This is a genomic window from Actinomadura verrucosospora (assembly GCF_039540335.1).
Lineage (GTDB): Bacteria > Actinomycetota > Actinomycetes > Streptosporangiales > Streptosporangiaceae > Spirillospora > Spirillospora verrucosospora.
The window spans coordinates 1-21,412 of the sequence record NZ_BAABEV010000049.1; the positions used below are offsets into that span (position 1 = coordinate 1).

Sequence of the window (21,412 nt, forward strand, 5' to 3'; positions counted from 1 at the left end):
GCCGCAAGCGGCGACCAGGGGACCCCAGACCAGTAGCGGGGGCAGGATTTGAACCTGCGACCTCTGGGTTATGAGCCCAGCGAGCTACCGAACTGCTCCACCCCGCGGTGATGTCTTAACTGTATGGGGTGGGGGGTGGTTAGGCAAACGGGTTGGGGTGGGGGGCTTGGAGGGCGGCGGTGAGCATGGCGGTGAGGTCGGTGGTGAAGGTGTCGTGTGCGGGGGTGGGTGGGGGTGTGGGGGGGTGGTGGGTGCGGGTGGCGCGGTCGGATAGGGCGGCGGTGAGGAAGGCGATGAAGAGGGAGATGCGTTCGAGGGCGATGGGTTCGGGGAGGGTGGCGCGGCAGGCGGTTTCGAGGAGGTGGAGTTGTTGTTGGAGGGCGGTGTCGTGGAGGAGGGGTGGGGGTTGGTGGTCGCGGATTCCGGCGCGTCCGGCGAGTTGGGCGGTGATGCGGAGGAAGTCGCGGCCGTGGGGGGTGCGGAGTTCGTCGGCGGTGGGGCGGACGATGGCGTCGACGATGGTGTGGGGGTCGTCGGGGTGGAGGGTGGGGAGGGTGGTGGCGCGGGCGGGTTCCATGCGGGTGATGCCGGCGCGGAGGATGGCGTGGAGGAGGCCGTCGCGGGAGCCGAAGTGGTAGGTGACGGCGGAGTCGTTGGCCTGTCCGGCGAGGGCGACGATGTCGCGGGTGCGGGTGGCGTCGATGCCGTGGGCGGCGAAGAGGTGGGCGCCGGCGCGGATGAGGGCGTCGCGGGTGGCTCTTGCGTCTTTCGGCACGCCGGTGATACTAACAGGGGGCGTTAATAACGACGCCTGTTATAACCGGAGGCGGGCATGGCGGACGTCTACGATCCCTTCGATCCCGGCTTCCAGGCCGATCCCTATCCGGCCTACCGGCGGCTCCGCGACGAGGAGCCGGTGCACCGCCACGGGGAGCCGCCGTTCTGGGCGCTGTCGCGGTTCGAGGACGTCTGGGCGGCGACGCGGGACGCGGAGGCGTTCTCGTCGGCGCAGGGTCTGACGTTCCACCCGGACGAGATCGGCACGCTGGGCCTGGCCCCGACGATCGTGATGCTGGATCCGCCGCGGCACACGGTGCTGCGGCGCCTGATCAGCCACGGGTTCACGCCGCGCCGGACGGCCGCGCTCGAAGGCCTGCTCCGGGAATTCGTCCGGTCCCGGATCGCGGTGATGGAACGCAGGGCGGCCGACGGCGAGACGCCCGACCTGCACCGGGACTTCTCCTCGCCGCTGCCGACGTTCGCGCTGGCGCACCTGCTCGGCGTCCCGGAGGCCGACCGCGCGAGGTTCGATCCGTGGGTGTCCGCCCTCACGACCCTGCAGGACGAGGGGTTCGGCCCGCACTCGGCGCGGGAGGGGGCGGTGAACGCGGTGGCGGAGATGTTCGGCTACTTCAGCGACGTGATCGCCGCGCGCCGCGCCGATCCGTCCGACGACCTGGTCAGCGCGCTGGCGGCCGCGGAGGTGGACGGGGAGCGCCTCACCGACTGGGACGTCCTCGGGTTCTGCTTCGTCATGGTGGCGGGCGGCAACGACACGACCGGGAACCTGATCTCGCACGGCGTGGCGCTGCTGGACGGCGCCCACGGGCAGCGCGAGCGCCTGGCGGCCGACCCGTCGCTGATACCGAACGCGCTGATGGAGTTCCTGCGCCTGGAGAGCTCCGTGCAGGCGCTGGCCCGGACGACCACGCGCCCGGTCACGCTGCACGGGACGCGGATCCCGGAGGGCGAGAAGGTGATGATGCTGTTCGGGTCGGCGAACCGGGACGAGCGCGAGTTCGGCCCGTCGGCCGGCGAGCTCGACGTCACCCGTGAGATTCCGCGCCATCTGGGTTTCTCCAGCGGCGTCCACTTCTGCATCGGGTCGCATCTGGCGAAGCTTCAGGCCCGTGTCGCGCTGGAGGAGCTTCTCCAGGCCCACCCCCACATCGGGGTGGACCTGGAGAACGCGGTGCGCATCCAGTCGCCCTTCACCCGCGGCTGGGTCTCGCTTCCGGCGACGGGCGTCGCGGGGCCGCCGCGGACGTCGTGAAGGGCGGCCGCCGTCAGAGAGGGGCGAAGGCTCCGTTCTCCTGGCAGGCTGAGACGGTCGCGGTGTCGACGTCGTAGTACCAGAGGTGCATGCGCAGGCGTCTGGCGCGCAGGCTCTTGGTCACCGCCGGGTAGCGGCGCAGCTTGTCGGCCTGGGCGAGCAGATGCTGGTGCCCGGGATCCGCGTCGGGGGTGTGCAGGCGGCGCCAGTGGTGGGTCTGGAGCAGCCACAGCCACATCGTCGGCGCCGTCCGCGGGGCCTGCGACCGGGTCCGCGCCTGGACGGCGCCGCACTGGGTGTGGCCGCAGAGGATCAGGTCGGTGACGCGCAGCACGTTGACGGCGTACTCCACCGTCGCGGCCTCGGCGGTGAGCCGGCCGATCCGGTGCGGCGGGATGACGTTGCCGGCGGTGCGGAGTTCGAACAGTTCGCCCGGCCGGGCGCCGGTCAGCTCGGTCGGCACGAGCCGGGCGTCGGAGCAGGCGATGAACATCGCGCGGGGCGCCGGGGCCGGCGCGCCGCCGGTCCGGTGGCCGCCCTGGCGCTGCGGGGCGAGGCGGGCATGGTCGATCAGGGGTTGCATGGGGAGCAGATCCTTCGGTTCCGATGACGAACCAGACGGGGCCGGGTGCGGGCACGCGGAGCTCGCACGCGCTCGACCGCGCGCCTATCCGCGTGGGCGTCCGGTTCTAGCAGCGCAGGATCTGCGATCGGTTGCGGGGCGGCGCCGCCGGACCCCCGGCCGCCGGTGGCCTGCCGGTGCCGGCCACGGGGCGCCGGGCCACGGCGGTCACCGTGGGGGCGGTCCGGCTCGGCGGGAAGTGCGCGGCGCCTCCGAAGTAGGAGCCGTGGCCGGCCTCGCAGTGCTCGAAGGACGGCTGGAGGAGGGCGTCCGCGCCATGGGCGGGCGACGTCGCGCAGGACACGGCGGCGGCCGAGCGGTCGGCGTCGGCGATGTACGCGGCGCTGCCGCGATGTCCGCTGGAGTGGCTCACCCCGTGCAGCAGCAGCACCAAGGGGATCGCCGCCAGCACCCACGCGCGCATCGCCCGCGTACGCGGTCGGCCTGCCCTGGTCGCACGGTTCCCCACGCCGCAGAGATTACTCAAAGTAATGATCGGACACTAGCTGTGACGGGTGAGGGGTTCCTGCCCCCCGTGACGCGGGCGGGCCCGCACCCCCCGGGGTGCGGGCCCGCCAGGACCAGGGGAACCGCCTACCCCATGTGCGGGTACCGGTAGTCGGTCGGCGGGACGAACGTCTCCTTGATCGAGCGGGGGGACGTCCAGCGCAGCAGGTTGAACACCGAGCCGGCCTTGTCGTTGGTGCCGGAGGCCCGGGCGCCGCCGAACGGCTGCTGCCCGACGACGGCGCCGGTGGGCTTGTCGTTGATGTAGAAGTTGCCGGCGGCGTAGCGGAGCACCTCGGCGGTGTGCGCCGCCGCGGCCCGGTCGGTGGCGATGACGGCGCCGGTCAGGGCGTAGTCGGCGACCGACTCCATCTGGGCGAGCATCGCGTCGTAGGCGTCGTCCTCGTACACGTGGACGCCGAGGACCGGCCCGAAGTACTCGGTCCGGAAGATCTCGTTCTCCGGGTCGCCGGACACGAGCACGGTGGGCCGGACGAAGTACCCGACGGAGTCGTCGCAGGTCCCGCCGGCCACGATCTCGACGTCCGGGTCGCCCTGGGCGCGCTCGATGGCGGCCTTGTTCTTGGCGAAGGCCCGCTCGTCGATGACGGCGCCCATGAAGTTGGACAGGTCGGCGACGTCGCCCATGGTGAGCTCGTCGACCTCGGCGGCCAGCTCCTCCTTGAAGCCGTCCTCCCAGATGGAACGCGGGATGTAGGCGCGAGACGCGGCGGAGCACTTCTGGCCCTGGTACTCGAAGGCGCCGCGGACGAGCGCCGTCTTCAGGACGGCCCGGTCGGCGGACGGGTGCGCGACCACGAAGTCCTTGCCGCCCGTCTCCCCCACGACCCGCGGGTAGCCGCGGTACTTCTCGATGTTGGCGCCGACGGTCTTCCACAGGTGCTGGAACGTCGCGGTGGAGCCGGTGAAGTGGATCCCGGCGAGGTCGCGGTGCTGGAGCGCGACGTCCGACACCGCGAGCCCGTCGCCGGTCACGAGGTTGATCACGCCCGGCGGGAGCCCGGCCTCCTCCAGCAGCCTCATGAGCAGCACGGCGGAGTACGTCTGCGTGGGGGACGGCTTCCACACCACGACGTTGCCCATCAGGGCGGGCGCGGTCGGCAGGTTCGCGGCGATCGCGGTGAAGTTGAACGGGGTGATCGCGTAGACGAACCCCTCCAGCGGCCGGTGGTCGGACCGGTTCCACACTCCGGGGCTGCTGATCGGCTGCTCGGCGAGGATCCGCCGGGCGAAGTGCACGTTGAAGCGCCAGAAGTCGACGAGCTCGCAGGGGCTGTCGATCTCCGCCTGCTGGACGGTCTTGGACTGCCCGAGCATGGTCGCGGCCAGCAGCGTCTCCCGCCACGGCCCGGCGAGCAGGTCGGCGGCCCGCAGGAAGATCGCGGCGCGGTCGTCGAAGGCCATCGACCGCCACGCGGGCGCGGCCGCGAGCGCCGCGTCTATCGCGTCCCGCGCGTCCTGCTCGGTGGCGGTGCCGAAGGTGCCGAGCACCGACGCGTGCCGGTGCGGCTGGACGACGGCGACCTTGGCGCCCGCGCCGAGGCGCCGCTCGCCCCCGATCGTCATCGGCAGGTCGATCGGGGTCTCGGCGGTCAGCTCGGCGAGCTTCGCCTCCAGCCGGGCCCGCTCGGCGCTGCCGGGGGCATAGCCGCGTACCGGCTCGTTCACCGGCGTCGGAACGTTGGTGACGGCGTCCATGGAAACTCCTTAGCGGGAGACGAACGAACGGAGGAAGAAGGCGAGGTTGGCGGGACGCTCGGCGAGCCGCCGCATGAAGTAGCCGTACCAGTCGGCCCCGTAGGGGACGTAGACGCGCATCCGGTGGGCCTCGGCGAGCCGCCGCTGCTCGGCGGCCCGGATGCCGTAGAGCATCTGGAACTCGTAGGAGGAGGGCGACCGCTCGGCGGCCAGGGTGAGCGCGATCTCGATGATGCGCGGGTCGTGGCTGGCGACCATCGGGTACCCGTCGCCCCGCATGAGCCGCCGCAGCGCCCGCACGTACGCCCGGTCCACCTCGTGCCTGCTCTGGAACGCGACCGAGGCGGGCTCGGCGTAGGCGCCCTTGACCAGCCGCACGCGCGACCCCTCGCCCACGAGGTCCCGCAGGTCGCCCTCGGTGCGCCGCAGCATCGCCTGGACGGCGACCCCGGCCCACGGGAAGTCGACCCGCAGCTTCCCGAGGATCTCCAGCGTGGAGTCCACGGTCGTGTGGTCCTCCATGTCGAGGGTGACGGTCATGCCGACCCGCTCCGCCGCGGAGCAGATCTCCCGCGCGTGGTCGAGCGCGAGGTCGCCGGGCAGCGCCTGCCCGAGCGCGGACAGCTTCACCGAGGCGTCGGAGCCCCCGGCGAGCCCGTGCTCGTCGAACGCCTCGAACAGGCGCAGGTAGGCGTCCCGGGTGGCCCGCGCCTGGGCGGGCTCGCGGGTGTCCTCCCCCAGGTGGTCGAGGGTGACCTCCAGCCCGCCGTCCCGCAGTTCCCGCACGGCCTCGAGCGCGGCGTCGAGATCGTCCCCGGCGACGAACCGGTCGACGACTCCCCTGGTCAGCGGCACGGAGGTGATGACATCGCGCATCCGTCCGCTGCGCGCGGCGGCGAGAAGAAGCGGGCTGAGCATGGAACCCTCCAACGTCAAGGAACACCTCGCACGTTAGGAGCACCGCCGCGCAGCCCCTATAGTCAAACGCCACTTTCAGGGTGGCCAGTCCTCATACAGATGTACGAAGGAAGCGCGATGGCACTCGACCTCCAGGAAATCGTGGAACAGGCCGCCGACCTCCTGGGCGCGCCCGCGACCCTGGAAGACCGCGACTTCCATCTGGTCGCCTACGCCGCGCACGGCGACACGATCGACCCCGTCCGGATGGACTCGATCCTGCACCGCCGCGCCACCGGGGCGGTCCGCGCCCGCTTCGAGCGCCACGGCATCGCCCGCGCCACGGGCCCGGTCCGCATCCCGGCCGACGCCGCGCTGGGCCAGCTCGCCCGCCTGTGCCTGCCCGTCCGCTGGAACAACGTCACCTACGGCTACCTCTGGCTGCTGGACGACCGGCAGCGCATCACCGACCCCCAGGCGGCCAGGGCCATGCCCCTGTGCGAGCGCGCCGGCCTCCTCATGGCCCGCCAGGCCCGCGAGCGCGACGACCTCGGCTGGAAGGTCGCCGACCTGCTGTCCACGCATCCCGACGTCCGGACCCAGGCGGCCGACGACCTCACCGACGCCGGGGCGGTCGACACGCCCCTCACGGTGGCGGTGCTGCGCACCCCGAGCCCCGAGCCCCTGAACCCGTGGCTGCTCCCCCACTCCGTCCTGGCGACGGTGTGGCAGCGCGACCACGTCCTGCTCCTCCCCGCGGGCAACGCCCCGGCGGCCCTCGCCCGCGCACGCCGCCTTCTGGAAGAGCGCAACGCCCCGGTCCAGACGGGTGTGCACTCGCCCTGCCCCACCTTGGACGACGTCCACGAGGGCTGGCTCAGGGCCCGCGTGGCCGCCCGCACCGCGGCCCCCGGCGAAACCCGCGACTGGACGTCCCTGGGCGTGCTGCGCCTGCTCCGCACCGCGGGCGACGAGGCGCTGGCCCAGACGACCCAGACGCCGGGAACCGAACGCCTCCTGCAGCACAAGGATCTCGCCGCGACGGCCCGCACCTACCTGGACCTGGCGGGCAACGTCCAGGAAACGGCGAAGACCCTGAACATCCACCGCCAGACCCTCTACCACCGCCTGCGCCGCATAGAGGAACTGACGTCCCTGACCCTCGCCGACGGCCAAGACCGCCTGACCCTCCACCTGGCCCTGACACTGGCCCCCCACCTGGCGTGAGGGTGAGGGCTCAGTCCTGCGCGAGCCCCGCGTGCCGTTCCCGCAGATCCCGCTTGAGGATCTTGCCGCTGGGGTTCTTGGGCAGGGCGTCCGCGAGCACGACGTACTTGGGGCGCTTGTAGGAGGCGAGACGCTCACGAGCATGGGCATGGACGTCGTCCACGGTCAGAGCGGCGCCCGGCTTCGGCACCACCACCGCCGTGACGGCCTCGATCCAGTGCGGGTGGCTGATCCCGAAGACGGCGACCTCGGCCACCCCGTCCAGCTCGTAGACGGCCTCCTCGACCTCCCGGCTGGCGACGTTCTCGCCCCCGGTCTTGATCATGTCCTTCTTGCGGTCGACGACGGTCAGGTAGCCGTCCTCGGTCATGATCCCGAGGTCGCCGGAGTGGAACCATCCGCCCCGGAACGCCTCGGCGGTCTTCTCCTCGTCGCGGTAGTACCCGAGCGCGGCGTGGGGGCTGCGGTGGACGATCTCGCCGACCTCCCCGGCCCTCACCGGCTCGCCCGCGTCGTCGACGAGGACGGTCTCCACGTTGACGGCCGCACGCCCCGCGCTCCCGGCCCGTTCGAGCTGCTCGTGCGGCTTGAGGATGGTGGCGAGCGGCGCCATCTCCGTCTGCCCGTAGAAGTTCCACAGCCGCACGTCCGGCAGCCGCCGCATCAGCTCCCGGAGCACCTCGACGGGCATGGGCGACGCCCCGTAGTAGCCCTTCCGCAGGCTGGACAGGTCGCGCCGCTCGAAGTCGGGGTGGCGCAGCAGCGAGATCCAGACGGTCGGCGGGCAGAAGAGCTTGGTGACCTTCTCCCGCTCGATCGTCTCCAGCAGCGCCGCGGGGTCGGGCCCCGGCAGGATGACGCTGGTGGCGCCGAGGTAGACGTCGACGGAGAAGAAGCAGTCGAGCTGCGCGCAGTGGTACATCGGCAGCGTGTGCGCCTCGACGTCGTCGGCGCTCATCTCGCCGTCGATCACGCAGCTCACGTACTGGCTGACGAGTGACCGACTGGTCAGCACCACGCCCTTGGGCCGCGACTCGGTCCCCGAGGTGTACATGATCCGCAGCGGGTCGTCGTCCTCGACCATGACGTCCGGCGCCGTCGCGGGCCCGTCGCGCCACCAGGCGTCGACGTCCTCCCACCCTTCGCCCGGCGCGGCGCCCGACAGGGGGATCCACCCGCGCACCCCGTCCTGGACGCCGGCCGCGGCGAGCGCCTTCTCCGCGGTCGCGGCGAGCGCGTCCTCCGCGACGATCCCGGACGCCCCCGAGTGCCCGAGGATGTAGGCGATCTCCTCGGCGTTCAGCATGAAGTTCACCGGGACGAGCACCACGCCGAGCTTGGCCGTGGCGAACACCGTCACCGCGTACTGCCAGCAGTTGTGGCTGAGCAGCGCCAGCCGGTCCCCCTTGCGGAGCCCCCGCGCCGCCAGAGCGTGCGCGGCCCGGTTCACCGCGGCGTCGAACTCCGCGTAGGTGACCCGCAACTCCCCGCTGACGACGGCCAGCTTCCGAGGATCCCGCCGCGCCGTCCGATGCAGCAGATCCCCCACCGAATGCCGCCGAGCCCGAGCAACGACCGACACAACCGCCACCTTCCCCACAAAGCCGCAGGTGAGAGCAAGTGGGACAGATCATAACCACCCACCCCAATCCCCACACCACCCCCGAAAAGGGGGACGAGGAGCAGAACCTGGAGGGGAAATGGAAGCCGAACCCGAGAGGAGTCGAAGGCCGAGGCCCGAGGAAAATCGAAGACCGAAGCCGGGGGGAAATCGATGGGCGAAGCCCGAGGGGGGTCTAGGGGCGAAGCCCCAGGGGCGGGCGGGTGGGGGATGGCGGAGGCACCAGGGGGCTCCGGGGGATCGTCCCCCGGGCGAAATGCGAAGGGTCCCCGGGAAGCCGCAAGCGGCGACCAGGGGACCCCAGACCAGTAGCGGGGGCAGGATTTGAACCTGCGACCTCTGGGTTATGAGCCCAGCGAGCTACCGAACTGCTCCACCCCGCGGTGATGTCTTAAGTCTATGGCATGGGAGGGGGTGGTTCGTACGGGGCGCTCATCGGGTGCAGGCGGGGACGGCGCCTTTGCCGCTCGTGAGGGCGTTGAGGGCCTGGACGGCGTCGTGGAGGGTGTCGGCGCGGACGAGGCGGAGGCCGTCGGGGCGGGAGCCGGCGGCGTCGGCGCAGTTGTCCTTGGGGGTGAGGAAGACGGTGGCGCCGGCCCGGCGGGCGGCGATCATCTTCTGCTGGATGCCGCCGATGGGGCCGACCTTGCCGTCGGGGGTGATGGTGCCGGTGCCGGCGACGAACCTGCCCTGGGTGAGGGCGCCGGGGGTGAGCTTGTCGACGATGGCGAGGGAGAACATGAGGCCGGCGGAGGGGCCGCCGATGTCGCCGATGCTGATGTCGATCTTGAAGGGGAACTTGTACTGGTCGGAGAGGACGATGCCGACGACGGCGCGCTTCCCGCTGGGGTCGGCGACGGTTTTGAGGGTGGCTTTGGCCTGCTTGCCGTCGCGGATGTAGGTGAGGGTGACGGGGGCGCCGATGGGGCGTTTGGCCATGGTGCCGGTGACCTGGGAGACGCTGGTGACGGCGGCGCCGTCGAGGGTGGTGATCTCGTCGCCGGGCTTGAGGACGCCGTCGGCGGGGCGCCCCTTCTGGACGCCGTCGACGACGACGCGGGTGGTGAGGGGGACGCCGAGTTCGTGGAGGGCGGCGGCCTCGGCGTTCTGCTGGGAGTCCTGCATCGCCCGGGTGTTCTCCTGGTCGACCTGCTTGGGCGACTCGTTCTTCGGGAAGATCGTCTCTTCGGGGACGATGGCGGTGTCGCCGGCGAACCAGCCGCGCAGGGCGGTGAACAGGTCGATGCGCCCGCCGGGGCCGCCGCGGTAGGTGACCGTGGTGAAGTTGAGGTGGCCCTGGTCGGGGTAGGTCTGGCGGCCTTCGATCCGGATGAGGGGCTGGCCTTTGTCGTTCGTGCCGAGGGTGTTGCTCGTGGGGCCGGGCATCAGGGCGACGTAGGGGACGCGCATGACGGAGCCGACGAGGGCGAGCACGAGGACGAGCACGCTCGCGAGGCTGAGCGTGGCGGCACGACGAGACATGCCGGAAACTCTATGCGGTTCGGGCCCTCAGCAGGCCCCGACCCACTCGTCGCCTCCGTCGGCGAAGGTCTGGTGCTTCCAGATGGGGACGGTGGCCTTGAGGTCGTCGATGAGGCGGCGGCAGGCGGCGAAGGCTTCTTCGCGGTGGGGGCAGGACGCGGCGACGACGACGGCGATGTCGCCGACCCGCAGGTCGCCGACGCGGTGGACGGCGGCGAGGCCGAGGACGGGGAAGTCGGCGGCGACCTTCTCCATGACGGCGCGGAGTTCGCGCTCGGCGGTGGGGTGGGCGCTGTAGGAGAGGGCGGTGACGGCGCGCGCGTGGTCGGTGTCGCGGACGGTGCCGGCGAAGACGGCGGTGCCGCCGGCGCCGGAGGCGCCGACGGCGGCGTACACCTCGTCGACGGACAGGGGCGTGTCGCGCACGCCGATCAGCCGGATGACGTCTCCGCCGGCAACGCTTTGGCTCACGTCCCGCAGGCTACCTCTCCGGGGCGGCGCCGTTCACTCGGGTGCGCCGGGCTCGTCGGGTTCGAGGGTGGCGGCGAGGGCTTCGGCGAGGGCGGGGACGAGGTCGGGTCCGGTGAGGACCTCGTCGTCGGCGTCGTGGCGGCGCAGCCGGAGGGCGGAGTGGCGGGCGCCGTCGCGCAGCACGCCGACGATCATGCGTACGTCCTCGCGCTTGGGGTGGGACGCGGCGAACTCGGCGGCCTGGGCCTCGTCCTCGGGGATCTGCTCCTCGACCTCGGGCGGCAGGACGATCCGTTCGAGGACGAGGGCGCAGCCTTCGACGGTGTCGGGCCAGGCGATGGTGGCGAGGGCGTCCTCGACGCCGGCCTGGTCGGGCAGGGCGGGCTGTTCGAGGGCGGCGAGGGTGTCGGCGCCTTCCCGCAGGCCGAGCTGCTCGGCGAGTTCGGGCTCGGCGCGGCGCAGTTCGGAGCTGCGGACAAGGGCGTAGATGCGGGGCGCGCTGTCCCAGCCCTCTTGGGCCGAGTGACGTTCTAGGTCCAGCACGACTTCTTCCAGAAGACTCACGGGCCCATCTTTCCCCCATTCAGCCCGGGGAAGTGCGGGAACCCCCGTCCCAGTCGGTAAGTTGCATCTACAGCACCGGCGGGCGGCCGGTGGGAGAGATCTCGATCGGAGGGGCCACTTGACCTTCCGGACTCCCGGTTTCGGGCGCCGGCTCGGTACCGGACGGACGCGGCCGCTGCTGCCGGTCCTGGTGGCGCTGGCCGCGCTGCTGGTGGCGTTCCTCACGTTCACGGCCGTGTACACGGACCTGCTGTGGTACCGCTCGATCGGCTTCTCGTCGGTCTACACGACGCAGCTGCGGGCGAAGGTGGTCCTGTTCTTCGGGGCGGGGCTGCTGATGGCGCTGGTGGTGGGCGCGAACGTGGCGGTGGCGTACCGGCTGCGCCCGGCGTACCGGCCGCTGTCGGTGGAGCAGCAGGGCCTGGAGCGCTACCGGGCGGTGATCGACCCGCGGCGGCGGCTGATCGCGTGGGGGCTGCTCGGGGTGCTGGGGATGCTGACGGGGTCGTCGGTGGCGGGCCAGTGGCCGGTGTGGCTGGCGTTCCTGAACCGGACGCCGTTCGGCGTGAAGGATCCGCAGTTCCACAAGGACGTCTCGTTCTACGTCTTCACGTACCCGTTCCTGCGCCTCGTCATCGGGGTGGTCTTCGCGACGGTGATCTTGTCGATCCTGGCCGCGGTGATGGTGCACTACCTGTACGGGGGGCTGCGGCTGCAGGGGCCGGGCGACAAGGCGAGCCCGCCCGCGCGGGCGCACCTGTCGGTGCTGTTCGGGTTGTTCATCCTGCTGAAGGCGGTCGCGTACTGGTTCGACCGGTACGGGCTGGTGCATTCGGAGCGCGGGGTGGCGACGGGCGCGTCCTACACGGACGTGAACGCGCTGCTGCCGGCGAAGACGATCCTGGCCGTGATAGCCCTGCTGTGCGCGGCCATGTTCTTCGGCAACCTGCTGCGGCGCGGCATGATGCTGCCGGGCGTCGGGTTCACGCTGCTGGTGCTGTCGGCGATCCTGCTGGGCGGGGTGTACCCGCTGCTGATCCAGCAGTTCCAGGTGAAGCCTGACGAGCTGGCCAAGGAGCGCCAGTACATCCAGCGCAACATCGAGTTCACGCGCAAGGCCTACGGGGTGGACGGGGCGCGGGTCGTCCCGTACGGGTCGCAGCCGGTGACCGACAAGAAGGCCCTCCAGGACGAGGCCGCCAAGCTCGGGCAGAGCGGGGTGCGCGTCCTCGACCCGAACGTGGTGGGCGAGACGTTCCAGCAGTTGCAGCGGATCCGGCCGTTCTACCGGTTCCCCGACACGCTGGATGTGGACCGCTACCAGGTCGACGGCAAGCTCGTCGACACGGTGGTGGCGCTCCGCGAGCTCTCCGGGGCGCCGGTGGGGCAGCGCAGCTGGGTGAAGGACCACATGGTCTACACGCACGGCTACGGGTTCGTCTCCGCGTACGGCGACCGTTTCGACTCGACCGAGCCGGCCTTCATCACCCCGGACATGCCGGCGTCCCCGAACCAGCCGATCAAGGTGGCGCAGCCGGAGATCTACTTCGGGGAGCGCTCGCCGCGGTACTCGGTGGTCGGCGGGCGCGGCCAGCAGGAGCTGAACTACCCGGACAACAGCCCGTCGGGGCAGCAGAGCAGCACCTACGACGGCCAGGGCGGCGTGCCGGTCGACTCGTTCGCGCACCGGCTGCTGTACTCGGCGAAGTTCCAGGACAAGAACCTGCTGCTGTCGGGCGCGATCAACAAGAACGCGAAGATCCTCTACGACCGGTCGCCGCGGCAGATGGTGCAGAAGGCGGCGCCGTGGCTGACGCTGGACGGCGACCCGTACCCGACGGTGGTGAACGGCCGGATCCTGTGGGTGGTGGACGGCTACACGACGTCCGACAGCTACCCGTACTCGGAGGAGATGAGCCTCGGGGAGGCCACCCGCGACACGATCACCGACACGCGGTCGGCGGTGGCGCGGCAGGCCAACGACCACGTCAACTACCTGCGCAACTCGGTGAAGGCGACGGTGGACGCCTACGACGGCACCGTCCACCTGTACCAGTGGGACGAGAACGACCCCATCACCAAGACGTGGATGAAGGTGTTCGACGGCACGGTGCAGCCGCGGTCGTCGATCCCGCCGGAGCTGGAGTCGCACTTCCGCTACCCGCAGGACCAGTTCAAGGTCCAGCGGAAGATCCTCACGAAGTACCACGTGACGGACCCGTCGGCGTTCTACAACGGGGAGGGCTTCTGGGAGGTGCCCGAGGACCCGTCCGCCAAGGGCAGGCAGCAGCCCCCGTACTACCAGAGCCTGCGGATGCCGGGCCAGGACGCCCAGTCCTTCTCGCTGACCACGGTGTTCAACCCGCGCGGCAACCCCCAGCTCGCCGCGTTCATGTCGGTGGGGTCGAACCCGGGGCGCGACTACGGGCAGATCCAGATCCTGCAGATGCCGCGCAACGCGCAGCCGGCGGGGCCGGGCCAGGTGCAGAACTCCTTCGAGACCGATCCGAAGGTGAAGGCCGACCTGTTCGCGTTGCGGCAGGGCGGGACGAAGACCGTCGCGGGCAACCTGCTGACGATCCCGTTCGGCGGCGGCCTGCTGTACGTGGAGCCGATGTACACGAAGGCGGCGGGCGGCTCCGAGCAGCAGCCCTACCCGATCCGCGGCAAGATCCTGGTGCGGTACGGGGAGAGCATCGCCGCGGCCGACACGCTCGACGAGGCGTTGAAGCAGGTGCTCGGCGGCACCGGGGCGCCGGCCCAGCCGGGGCCGCAGGCCCCGCCGGGCGAGGAGCTGAGCGCGTCGGCGCAGAAGGCGATCGACGATCTGAAGGCCGCCGTGGCCGACTACGAGAACGCCCAGAAGAAGGGCGACTACCCGGGCATGGGCGAGGCCTGGAAGCGGATCAAGGACGCGCAGGCCGCGCTGTCGGCCGCGGGCAAGGAGGAGCCGAAGACCTCCCCGAGCCCGTCGCCGAGCCCGTCGGCGTCGCCGTCCGCCTCGCCGAGCGCCACGCCGCCGGCGAGCTGACGGCGCCCGCCCGCCCTCCGGCGCGGGCGGGCGGGAGCTCAGCGGCGGCGCCTGCGGGCGCGGCGGATGGCGGCGGCCGCGCCGATCGCGGCGGCGGCGGCGCCCGCGGCGGTGGCCATGGTGGCCTCCTTGCCGCCGACGCGGCGGCCGACGACGGCGTGCCGTCCGGCGGTCTCCTCCATCACGGCGCGCAGGGCCGCGGCGTTGTCGTGGAGGGGTTTCCAGCCGGCGGCGCGCAGCCGCGCGCAGTCCACGACCCACGGGTAGGCCACGTAGTGCAGGTCGGTGGCGGGCGCCGGGGTCATGCCGAGCCGGTGCAGGCGCTGCGCCATCCCGAAGGTGAGGGCGGCGGGCAGCTCGAAGTGGCGCTTGCCGGTGATCTCGGCGACCTCCTCGGGGCCGAGCCAGCCTTCGGAGCCGACCGCGAGGGGGCCGGGCACGTTCTCGGTGACGACGACGTCCAGCGCGGACGCGAGGTCGTCGATGTGGCAGAACTGCCAGCCGGGCGTGCTGCCCTTGACCGACAGCAGCCGCGGCGCCTCGAAGTGGCGGGTGACGACGGTGTCCACGCCCGGCCCGGCGAGCGCGGCCGGCCGGACGACGGTGACCTCGACCCCCGGGTGGGTGAGGTGCGCCGTGGCGGCCAGTTCCTCGATCTCCAGGTAGTCGCCGGCGATGGAGGTGCTGGCCTCGGCGAGCAGCGGGGCGTCCTCGCTCAGCGGCACCTCGTTGTCCGGCCCCGCCCCGTAGACCATCGCGGACGTGACGAGGACCACGCGCCGGACGCGGGCCGCCGCCGCGGCGGTGACCACGGTCTGGGCGCCGCGGACGTTGTGAGTCCGGCGCTCGCGCGGGTCCGCGTCCGGGGACCGTTCGAGGTCCAGATTGACGATCACGTCGACGTCGGAGAGCCGGCCGGGCAGCAGCGGATCCCTGATGTCGACGACACGCCAGGTGACGCCGGACACGTCGCCGCGGTGCCCGTCGATGGCGACGACCTTGCGGATCTCTTCCCGTTCGGCGAGCCGGGCGGCCAGCAGCCGCCCCGCGCCGGTGGCCGCGCCGGTGACGGCGACGACCGGGCCCTTGCTACGCCGAGGGCGAACCTTGCCCGTTGCCACGGGGGTGCCCCCTTCCTTGAGTACGCGACCTTGCCGGGACCGGCTAACGTTGCGGATATGAGCCCATCATGCATCCCAGGGGCAAACCGATGAGTGACACTCCGTTCGGCTTCAACCGTCCCGGGGACGGCGACGACGACGACCGGCCCCAGGATCCGTTCAAGGGCATGGGCGGCGACATGGCCCAGTTCGCCGACATGCTGCACCGGTTCGCGGACATGATCGGCGCGCAGGGTGCGGGCGGCGAGGGCGGCGGCCCCCTCAACTGGGACCTGGCCAAGAACATCGCCCGGCACACCGTGGTGGAGCAGGGCGACCCGTCGGTGGTGGACACCGAGCGGCGCCAGGTCGAGGAGGCGCTGCGCCTGGCGGAGCTGTGGCTCGACGAGCGGACGACGCTGCCCGCCGGGATCCGCACGCCGCAGGCGTGGAGCCGGTCGGAGTGGATCGAGCAGACGCTTCCGGTGTGGGCGAAGGTGTGCGACCCGATCGCGTCCCGCATGGTCGAGTCGATGGGCGGGGCGCTCGGCGGCGGCGACATCCCCGCCGAGATGCAGGCGATGGCGGGCCCGCTGATCGGGATGGTCAAGCAGATGGCCGGGGCGATGGTCGGCGGCCAGGCCGGGCAGGCGCTCGGCGGGCTGGCCCGCGAGGTGACCGGCTCCGCCGACGTGGGGCTGCCGCTGGCGCCCGACGGCGTCGGCGCGCTGCTGCCCGCGGGCGTCGAGGCGTTCGGGGAGGGCCTGGAGGTCTCCTCCGACGAGGTCCGGCTCTACCTGGCGCTGCGCGAGGCCGCGCACCAGCGGCTGTTCACGCACGTGCCGTGGCTGCGCGCGCACATGCTGGGCGCGGTCGAGGAGTACGCGCGCGGCATCACCGTCGACCTGTCGGGCATCGAGCAGGCCGTGCAGGGGCTCGACATGAGCAACCCGGAGGCCATCCAGGAGGCGCTCGGCGGGGAGATCCAGCTCCAGCCCGAGGAGACGCCGCGGCAGAAGGCGGCGCTGGCCCGGCTGGAGACGACGCTGGCGCTCGTCGAGGGCTGGGTCGACACGGTCGTGAACGAGGCCGCGCAGGGCCGGCTGCCCGGCTCGGTGAAGCTGGCGGAGGCGGTGCGGCGGCGCCGCGCGACGGGCGGCCCAGCGGAGCGGACGTTCGCGACGCTGGTCGGCCTGGAGCTGCGGCCGCGCCGGCTGCGGGAGGCCGCGGCGCTGTGGCGGTCGCTGACCGAGGCCCGTGGCGCCGAGGGCCGGGACGCGGTCTGGGAGCACCCCGACCTGCTGCCGACGTCCGACGACCTCGACGACCCGGAGGGCTTCGTCCACGGCCGCGACGAGATCGAGGGCCTGTCCGACATCGACCTGTCCAAGCTCACCCGGGGGCTGGACGAGGACGAGAAGCCCGACGAGAAGCCCGACGAGAAGGAGTCCGGCGACGCGAAGGGGCCGGACGGCGGGGAGCCCGGGGGGGAGCCCGGCGGCGAACGGGGGCCCGGCGACGAGGGGCCGCGCGCATGAGCCGGTCGCGCCCGTCGCGGGTGAACGGCTGCCGCTACGAGCCGGGCTCGTCCACGAACGCGATCCGGAGGCGGGTCGCGCGGGCGAGCCTGTGCTGGCAGCGCCCGCTCGACCAGGAACGCCGCCGCCGCCATCCGGCCAACTCCCGCTACCCCCGCGTCGGCCGCGCATGAGGCGCTCACCGGGCCCGCGGTCGTGACGGCCGGGGTCCTCTACGGGGATGCGGTGCGCGTCCTCTCGTCCTGGCGGGCGCCCGATTCCGGCCAGGACGGGCTGCGGCAGGAGTTCCTGCGGCATCTGGAGCGGCACCCGGCCGACGGCCTGTGGCGCGAGTGCGCTGACGCGCACATCACGGCCAGCACCGCCGTGCTCGACGCGTCCGGTACCCGGGTCCTGCTGACGCTGCATTCGAAGGTGAAGGCGTGGCTCCAGCTCGGCGGGCACTGCGAGCCGGGCGATGTCGCGCTCGCGGGTGCGGCGCTCCGCGAGGCGACGGAGGAGTCAGGCATCCCGGGCCTGCGGCTGTTCCCGGGGCCCGTCCAGCTCGACCGGCACGAGGTCCCCTGCCACCCGCGGGGGACCTGGCATCTGGACGTGCAGTACGTCGCGGTCGCCCCGGAGGGCGCCCGGCACGCGATCTCGGACGAGTCGGACGATCTCCGCTGGTTCCCGGTGGACGATCTGCCGGAGTCGGCCGACGCGGCGGTCCGGCGGCTGGTGGCCCGGGCGATCGCCGCGCGAGCGTGACGCCCCGGTCAGCGGCCGAGCGGGTGGCCTTCGAGGAGGGCGCGGGTGTTCTCCCAGCCTTCCAGGCCGGGGTCGAGGAAGCGCAGGTCGTCGGGGGTGCGGAGGCGGTGCCAGCCGGGGCCCTGGGGCACGAGGCCGGGGCGCGGCGCGGCGGCCCGGAGCCGGGCGAGGGCGTCGGGGGTGTCGAGGTCGACCTCGCGCAGGGCGCCGGCCAGCCAATCCGGCAGCGGGAGGCGGGCGGCGAGGGCGACCAGGCCGTTGCCGAGGGCGGCGGCGCCTTCGGCCTGGCAGGCGGCGGCCGGGGCGGAGCCGAGGGCGCGGAAGAGCTTGCCGAGCAGCAGCGGCGGCAGGTCCGGGGCGTCGGGGGCGATCAGCGCGGCGGTCTCGGCGCCGAGGGCGTGCAGGGCGGCGAACGCGCCGGCGAGCGTGCCCTCCCGGACGATCGGCGTGCCCGGCCAGGTGACGGCCTCGGCGTCCGGCTGGTCCGGCGGGTCCAGGACGAGCGCGGGCGTCACGAGTTCGAGTCCGGCGACGACCTCGTAGGTGTCCTCGAGGAGCGCGAGCCGGTAGTCCTCCGGGTCGAGGCCGGGGGGCACGGCGGAGCGGAGCGGCCACGCGAGCACGGCGGCGCAGCGCGCCGGCCCTTCGGGCGTGTGACCCGTGGCGACCTGGTCGGTCACCCGGCGGCCTCGTGCGGGTACGCCTCGCCGGGGTGCAGGCCGTCGCCGTGGTGGATGTCGGCGACGTCGCCGGGGGCGTCCGCTTCGAGCGGCAGGTGGGCGGCGGCGGCGACGCCCTCCAGGTAGCCGCGGGCGCGGTCGGCCTTCGGGTAGTTGCCGACCAGCTCCCAGAAGTCGGCGCCGTGCCCGGGGATGAGCAGGTGCGCCAGCTCGTGGACCAGGACGTAGTCGACGACCCAGCCGGGCATGCCGCGCAGCCGCGTGGACAGCCGGATGGTGCCGTCGTCGGGGGTGCACGATCCCCAGCGGGCGCGCTGGTTGGCGACCCATCGGACGCTGACCGGGTCGGCGCGGCCGGCCAGGTAGCGGCGGGACAGCTCGCGGGCGCGGGACTGGAGGTCGGCGTCGGTGGGCCGCCGCCGGCGTTCCCGCTCCGCGAGGCGTTCCAGGATGGTCGCGATCCACTGTTCCTCTTCGGCCTTGCTCAGCCTTGACGGAACCATCACCACCACCTTGTCGCCCTCACGGTAGGCGGACACGGTGCGCCTGCGCCTCGGGCTGCGGCGGACCTCAACGTTAGGGGGCACGGTCAGAACCGTACTCGAATTTTTGCCGAATCCACAGGGGGTGTTTGACGTTACCGCAGGTCAACCCCTACGTTTTAGACAGTTCTCCAGCGGTTCCACCAATCTCGGCGGACCGTTGCGGCGGTGCGCCCGCGCACTTTACTCGCCTGAGAATTGCGGGCTGCGCTTCTCCCGCTGCGCCGCGAGGCCCTCGCGCATGTCCCGGGAGGCCATCGTCACCGGCTGGGCGAGGGACTCCCAGCGCAGCGCCGACTCCATGTCGGGGTGGCCGCCGTTCGCCAGGGCGACCTTGGTGAGCCGGGTCGCGATCGGCGCCTGCGCGGCGATCCGCTCGGCGACGGCGAGGGACTCCGCCAGCACGTCCTCGCGCGGGAAGGCCTGGTTGACCAGGCCGTGCCCGGCGGCCTCGGCGCCGGTGAGGACCCGTCCGGCCAGCAGCATCTCGCGGGCCAGCGGCAGCCCGGCGACCTCGGGGAACAGCCAGGTCGCGGCCATGCCGGGGTGCAGGCCGAGGGCGGTGAACGGGGCGAGCAGCTTGGCGTCCAGCGCCGCGTACCGCAGGTCGCAGGCCAGCGCGAGGCAGAGGCCGGCTCCGACGGCGTGCCCGTTGACGGCGGCGATCGTCGGCACCTCCAGGCCGCGGATCGCGAGCCACGTCCGGTAGAACTCCAGCATCCGGTCGCGCAGCGGCGGGACGGCGACGTCGCCGGTTCCGGCCAGCCAGGACAGCTCGCCGCCGGAGCTGAACGCGGTGCCGGCGCCGGTCACGACGACGCAGCGCAGCGCGGCGTCGGCGCGCAGGTCCTCGACGGCCCGCTTCCAGGCGGCGGTGAGCTCGTCCGCCATCGCGTTGCGGCGGCCGGGGTCGTTCAGGGTGAGGACGGCGATCCCGTCGGGACGGCGGTCGATCAATAGCACATCGGCAGGCTCCGCGGACATGTCCGGCACCGTACCGTGCCCGCCGCGGCGCGCGGCGCGCGGCCCCGCATCCGCGTGAGAAAGCGCACACTTACCGTGTTTGAGCAGGTCAGATCGGTGGACCGGTTCCGGCTGCGGGGAGAGTTCGGGATGGTTGTGGCGTGAACGACAGTGGATCATCGACAATGGTCGTCGTGAGCGATCTTCCCCGCCGCGCGGTGACGCGGTCAGCAAAGCTGGCGTCCCTCCCCATCGGCTTCGCGGGACGCACCGCCCTCGGCGTGGGGAAGCGGACCTTCGGCCGGCCGGCGGAGACGGTCGCGATGGAGATCCAGACCCGGACCGCCGAGCAGCTGTTCAAGGTGCTCGGCGAGCTCAAGGGCGGCGCGATGAAGCTCGGCCAGATGCTGTCGATCTTCGAGGCGGCGCTGCCCCCGGAGATCGCCGGCCCGTACCGGGCCACGCTGACCAAGCTGCAGGAGGCCGCTCCCCCGCTGCCGGCGTCGACCGTCCACAAGGTGCTGGAGGAGTTCCTCGGGGAGGACTGGCGGGACTACTTCGAGTCGTTCGACGACCGGCCGGCCGCCGCCGCGTCGATCGGCCAGGTGCACCGCGCCGTCTGGCACGACGGCCGGGCCGTCGCGGTGAAGGTGCAGTACCCCGGCGCGGGCAAGGCGCTGATCAGCGACTTCAACCAGCTCGCCCGGCTGGGGCGGCTGTTCGGGGTGCTGATGCCGGGCCTGGACGTCAAGTCGATGCTGGCCGAGCTCAAGGAGCGGGTGGTCGAGGAGCTCGACTACACGATCGAGGCCGAGTCGCAGACCCGGTTCCGCGAGGCCTACCTGGACGACCCCGACTTCGCCATTCCCGAGGTCGTCGCGCAGTCCGGCAACATCCTGATCACCGAGTGGATGGACGGCACCGCGCTCTCGAAGATCATCAGCGACGGGGACCAGGAGACCCGCGACCACGCGGCCCTGCTGTACTGCCGCTTCCTGCTGTCGGGGCCGAAGCGGTCGGGGATGCTGCACGGCGACCCGCACCCCGGCAACTTCCGGCTGCTGGAGGACGGGCGGCTCGGCGTCCTGGACTTCGGCGCCGTCGACCGCATCCCCGGCGGGTTCCAGCGGCGCCTCGGGCTGCTGCTGCGGATCGGCACGATGGCCGACATCGACGAGGTCGAGGAGGCCCTGCGCCGGGAGGACTTCATCCGCGAGGGCGTGGAGATCGACGCCGAGTCGCTGCAGGCGTTCCTCGCGCCGATCACCGAGCCGTTCGTCACCGAGACGTTCAAGTTCAACCGCGAGTGGCTGCGCGACATGGCCGCCCAGGTCACCGACCTGCGGCCGTCCAACGTCGTCCGGCAGCTGAACCTGCCGCCCGAGTACGTGATCATCCACCGGGTGCTGTCGGCGGGCACCGGCGTGCTCTGCCAGCTGGAGTGCGAGATCCCGGCCCGCGCCGAGTCGCTGAAGTGGGTGCCCGGCTTCGCCGACGACGCGGACGGCGAGCTGGTCGGCGGCTGACGGCCCCGTCCGGGAGGCGCCGGAAAAGCTCGGGGGCCCCGCGCACTGATGAGGTGCGCGGGGCCCCGCTCTTCGCGCGGCCGGCGAGTGGGTCACCGGACGCGCTCCACGCGCCCGCCGGG

The 21,412-nt window shown here is 72.5% G+C and carries 20 protein-coding genes and 2 tRNA genes; 7 read left to right on the plus strand and 15 right to left on the minus strand.

Annotated elements, in window-relative coordinates; genetic code table 11:
* Window positions 1-33 precede the first annotated feature (33 nt).
* Window positions 34-107 (minus strand) — tRNA-Met (locus ABD944_RS35395).
* Between the two features lie 32 nt (window positions 108-139).
* On the minus strand, window positions 140-775 hold the full coding sequence (locus tag ABD944_RS35400; protein WP_345184411.1) for a TetR family transcriptional regulator: 636 nt from the start codon (window positions 773-775) through the stop codon (window positions 140-142).
* 57 nt (window positions 776-832) lie between these two features.
* Between ABD944_RS35400 and ABD944_RS35405 the strand changes: the two genes are divergently transcribed.
* The gene (locus ABD944_RS35405) at window positions 833-2,053 is read left to right on the plus strand and encodes a cytochrome P450 (protein ID WP_345184414.1); all 1,221 of its coding nucleotides are present in this window, start codon (window positions 833-835) and stop codon (window positions 2,051-2,053) included.
* Window positions 2,054-2,066: 13 nt separating this feature from the next.
* Here ABD944_RS35405 and ABD944_RS35410 read toward each other — a convergent pair whose 3' ends face one another.
* The 4 genes from ABD944_RS35410 to ABD944_RS35425 form a co-directional block, all read right to left on the minus strand.
* Entirely contained in the window at window positions 2,067-2,636 is a 570-nt protein-coding gene (locus ABD944_RS35410) for a carbonic anhydrase (protein ID WP_345184416.1), read from the minus strand.
* A gap of 106 nt (window positions 2,637-2,742) precedes the next feature.
* Entirely contained in the window at window positions 2,743-3,144 is a 402-nt protein-coding gene (locus ABD944_RS35415; RefSeq protein WP_345184418.1) for a hypothetical protein, read from the minus strand.
* Between the two features lie 125 nt (window positions 3,145-3,269).
* Window positions 3,270-4,901: an L-glutamate gamma-semialdehyde dehydrogenase gene (pruA, locus tag ABD944_RS35420; protein WP_345184420.1), complete on the minus strand. Its 1,632-nt coding sequence runs from the start codon at window positions 4,899-4,901 to the stop codon at window positions 3,270-3,272.
* Between the two features lie 9 nt (window positions 4,902-4,910).
* Window positions 4,911-5,819, minus strand: coding sequence for a proline dehydrogenase family protein (locus ABD944_RS35425; protein ID WP_345184422.1), 909 nt, complete (start codon window positions 5,817-5,819; stop codon window positions 4,911-4,913).
* A 117-nt stretch (window positions 5,820-5,936) separates the two neighbouring features.
* Here ABD944_RS35425 and ABD944_RS35430 point away from each other — a divergent pair, with 117 nt between their 5' ends.
* Window positions 5,937-7,025 (plus strand): PucR family transcriptional regulator, encoded by a 1,089-nt coding sequence (locus tag ABD944_RS35430; protein WP_345184424.1) that lies wholly within the window; start codon window positions 5,937-5,939, stop codon window positions 7,023-7,025.
* A gap of 10 nt (window positions 7,026-7,035) precedes the next feature.
* Here the strand turns inward: ABD944_RS35430 and ABD944_RS35435 are convergent, their stop codons facing one another.
* The 5 genes from ABD944_RS35435 to ABD944_RS35455 form a co-directional block, all read right to left on the minus strand.
* The gene (locus tag ABD944_RS35435; RefSeq protein WP_345184426.1) at window positions 7,036-8,625 is read right to left on the minus strand and encodes an acyl-CoA synthetase; all 1,590 of its coding nucleotides are present in this window, start codon (window positions 8,623-8,625) and stop codon (window positions 7,036-7,038) included.
* 330 nt (window positions 8,626-8,955) lie between these two features.
* Window positions 8,956-9,029, minus strand: a tRNA-Met gene (locus ABD944_RS35440).
* Between the two features lie 49 nt (window positions 9,030-9,078).
* Window positions 9,079-10,128 (minus strand): YlbL family protein, encoded by a 1,050-nt coding sequence (locus tag ABD944_RS35445; protein WP_345184429.1) that lies wholly within the window; start codon window positions 10,126-10,128, stop codon window positions 9,079-9,081.
* A 27-nt stretch (window positions 10,129-10,155) separates the two neighbouring features.
* On the minus strand, window positions 10,156-10,599 hold the full coding sequence (locus ABD944_RS35450; protein ID WP_345184431.1) for a molybdenum cofactor biosynthesis protein MoaE: 444 nt from the start codon (window positions 10,597-10,599) through the stop codon (window positions 10,156-10,158).
* A gap of 33 nt (window positions 10,600-10,632) precedes the next feature.
* Window positions 10,633-11,163 carry a PPA1309 family protein gene (locus ABD944_RS35455; RefSeq protein ID WP_345184433.1) on the minus strand — a complete coding sequence of 177 codons (531 nt, stop codon included), beginning with the start codon at window positions 11,161-11,163 and terminating at the stop codon, window positions 10,633-10,635.
* A gap of 118 nt (window positions 11,164-11,281) precedes the next feature.
* Between ABD944_RS35455 and ABD944_RS35460 the strand changes: the two genes are divergently transcribed.
* On the plus strand, window positions 11,282-14,194 hold the full coding sequence (locus tag ABD944_RS35460) for a UPF0182 family membrane protein (protein WP_345184435.1): 2,913 nt from the start codon (window positions 11,282-11,284) through the stop codon (window positions 14,192-14,194).
* Between the two features lie 38 nt (window positions 14,195-14,232).
* Here the strand turns inward: ABD944_RS35460 and ABD944_RS35465 are convergent, their stop codons facing one another.
* On the minus strand, window positions 14,233-15,315 hold the full coding sequence (locus ABD944_RS35465; RefSeq protein WP_345184437.1) for an NAD-dependent epimerase/dehydratase family protein: 1,083 nt from the start codon (window positions 15,313-15,315) through the stop codon (window positions 14,233-14,235).
* An 89-nt stretch (window positions 15,316-15,404) separates the two neighbouring features.
* Here ABD944_RS35465 and ABD944_RS35470 point away from each other — a divergent pair, with 89 nt between their 5' ends.
* From ABD944_RS35470 to ABD944_RS35480, 3 genes are read left to right on the plus strand one after another with little or no spacing between them, the layout of a single operon-like run.
* A complete protein-coding gene (locus tag ABD944_RS35470) occupies window positions 15,405-16,832 on the plus strand; it encodes a zinc-dependent metalloprotease (protein ID WP_345184440.1) in 1,428 nt (475 codons plus the stop codon).
* Entirely contained in the window at window positions 16,829-17,005 is a 177-nt protein-coding gene (locus ABD944_RS35475; protein ID WP_345184443.1) for a hypothetical protein, read from the plus strand. Before ABD944_RS35470 ends, ABD944_RS35475 begins: the two co-directional genes overlap by 4 nt.
* 22 nt (window positions 17,006-17,027) lie before the next feature.
* Window positions 17,028-17,579, plus strand: coding sequence for an NUDIX hydrolase (locus ABD944_RS35480; protein WP_345184445.1), 552 nt, complete (start codon window positions 17,028-17,030; stop codon window positions 17,577-17,579).
* 8 nt (window positions 17,580-17,587) lie between these two features.
* Here ABD944_RS35480 and ABD944_RS35485 read toward each other — a convergent pair whose 3' ends face one another.
* From ABD944_RS35485 to ABD944_RS35495, 3 genes are all read right to left on the minus strand, one after another.
* Complete coding sequence (locus ABD944_RS35485) at window positions 17,588-18,259, minus strand: hypothetical protein (RefSeq protein ID WP_345184446.1); 672 nt, start codon at window positions 18,257-18,259, stop codon at window positions 17,588-17,590.
* Window positions 18,256-18,798: a M48 metallopeptidase family protein gene (locus tag ABD944_RS35490; RefSeq protein ID WP_345184542.1), complete on the minus strand. Its 543-nt coding sequence runs from the start codon at window positions 18,796-18,798 to the stop codon at window positions 18,256-18,258. The genes ABD944_RS35485 and ABD944_RS35490 overlap by 4 nt, the downstream gene beginning before the upstream one ends.
* Before the next feature lie 186 nt (window positions 18,799-18,984).
* Window positions 18,985-19,785, minus strand: a complete 801-nt coding sequence (locus tag ABD944_RS35495) for an enoyl-CoA hydratase/isomerase family protein (protein WP_345184448.1) — start codon at window positions 19,783-19,785, stop codon at window positions 18,985-18,987.
* A gap of 173 nt (window positions 19,786-19,958) precedes the next feature.
* Here ABD944_RS35495 and ABD944_RS35500 point away from each other — a divergent pair, with 173 nt between their 5' ends.
* Window positions 19,959-21,290: an ABC1 kinase family protein gene (locus ABD944_RS35500; RefSeq protein WP_345184450.1), complete on the plus strand. Its 1,332-nt coding sequence runs from the start codon at window positions 19,959-19,961 to the stop codon at window positions 21,288-21,290.
* Window positions 21,291-21,412 lie beyond the last annotated feature (122 nt).